This is a genomic window from Idiomarina sp. UBA4206, from assembly GCF_002383015.1.
Taxonomy (GTDB): domain Bacteria; phylum Pseudomonadota; class Gammaproteobacteria; order Enterobacterales; family Alteromonadaceae; genus Idiomarina; species Idiomarina abyssalis.
Map to the genome: position 1 here is coordinate 10,670 of NZ_DFTS01000058.1, position 2,458 is coordinate 13,127.

A 2,458-nucleotide genomic window follows, 5' to 3' on the forward strand; every position below is an offset into this window, starting at 1 on the left:
GCCATAATGTTGTTCCCTTCTTAATTTTACAAAGTCTTTTGTATTCGATATTTCACCTGACGTGAACGTCAGACTAAGTCGTATTATTTCTTAAATAACTGGTCTAATTTTTCTTCGAAATCGTGATAGTTCAAAAAGTCATATAACTCTGAGCGAGTCTGCATGTCATCTACAACGGCTTTCTGATCACCGTTCTCTAAAATACTATTGTAGACGTTCAATGCGGCTTTGTTCATTGCCCGGAAAGCACTCAGAGGGTAAAGAACAATTTCCACCCCCACATCGGCCAATTCCTGTTTATTAAACAATGGGGTTGCACCGAATTCAGTGATATTCGCCAGAACCGGCACGTTCAACGCCTCGCTGAAAGCTTTATACTGGTCAAGTGTATGGACAGCTTCTGCAAAAATGGCATCAGCACCAGCATCCACACAGGCCTGAGCACGTTCAATAGCGGCTTCCAGCCCTTGTTGTTGTAGTGCGTCGGTGCGCGCCATAATCAAAAACTGGTCATCAATACGCGCATCAACCGCCGCTTTAACGCGGTCAACCATTTCTTCCTGAGTGACAATTTCTTTGTTTGGACGGTGTCCGCAGCGCTTCTGAGCCACCTGATCTTCAATGTGCATTCCGGCAGCACCGGCACGCGTCATTTCCTGAACGGTACGGGCAATGTTAAATGCTCCGCCCCAACCTGTGTCAGCATCAACTAACAGAGGTAGATCGGTTGCTGCAGTAATACGACGAATGTCTTCACAAACATCATTCAACGACGTCATGCCTAAGTCAGGCAAACCAAAAGACGCATTCGCCACACCGGCACCAGACAGGTAAAGCGCTTTATGCCCAACCTTCTCTGCCATCATTGCTGTGTAGGCGTTAATGGTGCCAACAATCTGTAAAGGATTTTCGTCGGCAATAGCTTGGCGCAACTTAGCGCCCGGGCTTGTCATATGAGTCATGATGTTTCCTTTTGTGTTTGTAACCGTAATTCAATATTCTTACGAGACGCGCCAATATGGCGGCGCATGAGCAGATCGGCCAATTCCCCATCGCGGTTAGCAATAGCGTTAATAATGGCTTTGTGTTCATCGAAGGCGCGCGAAACTCTTGGACCATTCATTCCCATTTGTACTCGATACATACGGACAAGATAGTAGAGTTCGTCGCAAAGCATATTAATTAAATACTGATTTTTACTGCCGAGTATAATGCGATAATGAAAATCGAGATCGCCGGCTTCCTGATAGTAACTTTCACCTTCACGAACTCGCTGAGTTTCCAGGTGCTTATCGAGTAATTGCCGTAACTCATCAATTTCGTTTTCCGGCATTTGTTCTGCCGCTAAACGACAGGCCAGACCTTCCAGCTCTTCGCGTATTTGATACAACGAAATTAAGCCTTCCGGTGACAAGGTAACCACTCTGGCACCTGCGTTCGGAATTCGTTCAATAAGATGGCAACGCTCAAGTCTCGCTAAAGCTTCACGCAATGGCGCTCGGCTAACATTAAAACGTCTAGCCAGCTCAGGTTCACTAATTTTTGAGCCCGCTGCTATATCCCCTTCCACAATAGCGCGCTGTATTTCAAACAGAACTCGGTCTGAAGAGGTAATGGCTGAACGTTCTAAAGGACTGACTATTTGCATTAATTGTCGACAGTAATTATTGATAGCTCTATTTTCCATGAAAATAACGCTATTAGCAAGCTAACATGAACTAAATTGTCGACAATATTAGTGTATTCACCTTATCCTCAAAAATATTCCTTAAGCTGTCGAACTCTGTCAGTTCCGGCGTAGAAACAGCTCAAAAACCGAGTATTTCGTCGTTTTCGGTTTTATTTATCAGTCTTCGCTAGTAAAGTAAGGCCACTTTTTCCGACTTAGACCAAAGTCGAATGAGCTACTAATAACGCTAACTATTTAATATTAAATAACAAAATGGATAACAAGAATGGATCCAACAAAAATAGTCGATAAAGATTCAAGCTTTTTCGGACAGCCAGGGGGCTTACAGACCCTGTTCTTTACCGAAATGTGGGAGCGCATGAGCTACTACGGTATGCGCGCGCTACTCGTTTTATTCATGACCGCCAGCTTGCAAGAAGGCGGTATCGCCTTAACTGTTGCCTCTGCAACCGCTATCTACGGTCTATACACCGGTGCGGTCTATTTCATGGGCTTACCCGGCGGGCGGATTGCTGACCGTTTATTAGGCGGTCAGCGCGCAACCTGGTACGGCGGCATCATTATTATGCTGGGACACATTGTCTTGGCCATACCGAGTGAGGCTGGCTTCTTCGTTGGTATGATTTTGGTGGTACTTGGCACAGGTTTATTAAAACCCAACATTACCGCCATGGTTGGTCAGTTATATAGTTCCAACGATGACCGTCGTGATGGTGGTTATACCCTTTATTACATGGGTATCAACATCGGTTCTATCATCGGTTACAT

The 2,458-nt window shown here is 45.2% G+C and carries 3 protein-coding genes; 1 reads left to right on the forward strand and 2 read right to left on the reverse strand.

The features are described 5' to 3' along the window. Positions 1-83: 83 nt before the first annotated feature. Together prpB and B3180_RS11650 are read right to left on the reverse strand one after the other, a co-directional pair. Entirely contained in the window at positions 84-962 is an 879-nt protein-coding gene (gene prpB / locus B3180_RS11645; RefSeq protein WP_199494667.1) for a methylisocitrate lyase, read from the reverse strand. After that, positions 959-1,648: a GntR family transcriptional regulator gene (locus B3180_RS11650; protein ID WP_199494685.1), complete on the reverse strand. Its 690-nt coding sequence runs from the start codon at positions 1,646-1,648 to the stop codon at positions 959-961. The genes prpB and B3180_RS11650 overlap by 4 nt, the downstream gene beginning before the upstream one ends. A 307-nt stretch (positions 1,649-1,955) precedes the next feature. Between B3180_RS11650 and B3180_RS11655 the strand changes: the two genes are divergently transcribed. Next, the coding region (locus B3180_RS11655; RefSeq protein WP_286844702.1) for an oligopeptide:H+ symporter at positions 1,956-2,458 on the forward strand (503 nt) is incomplete at its 3' end.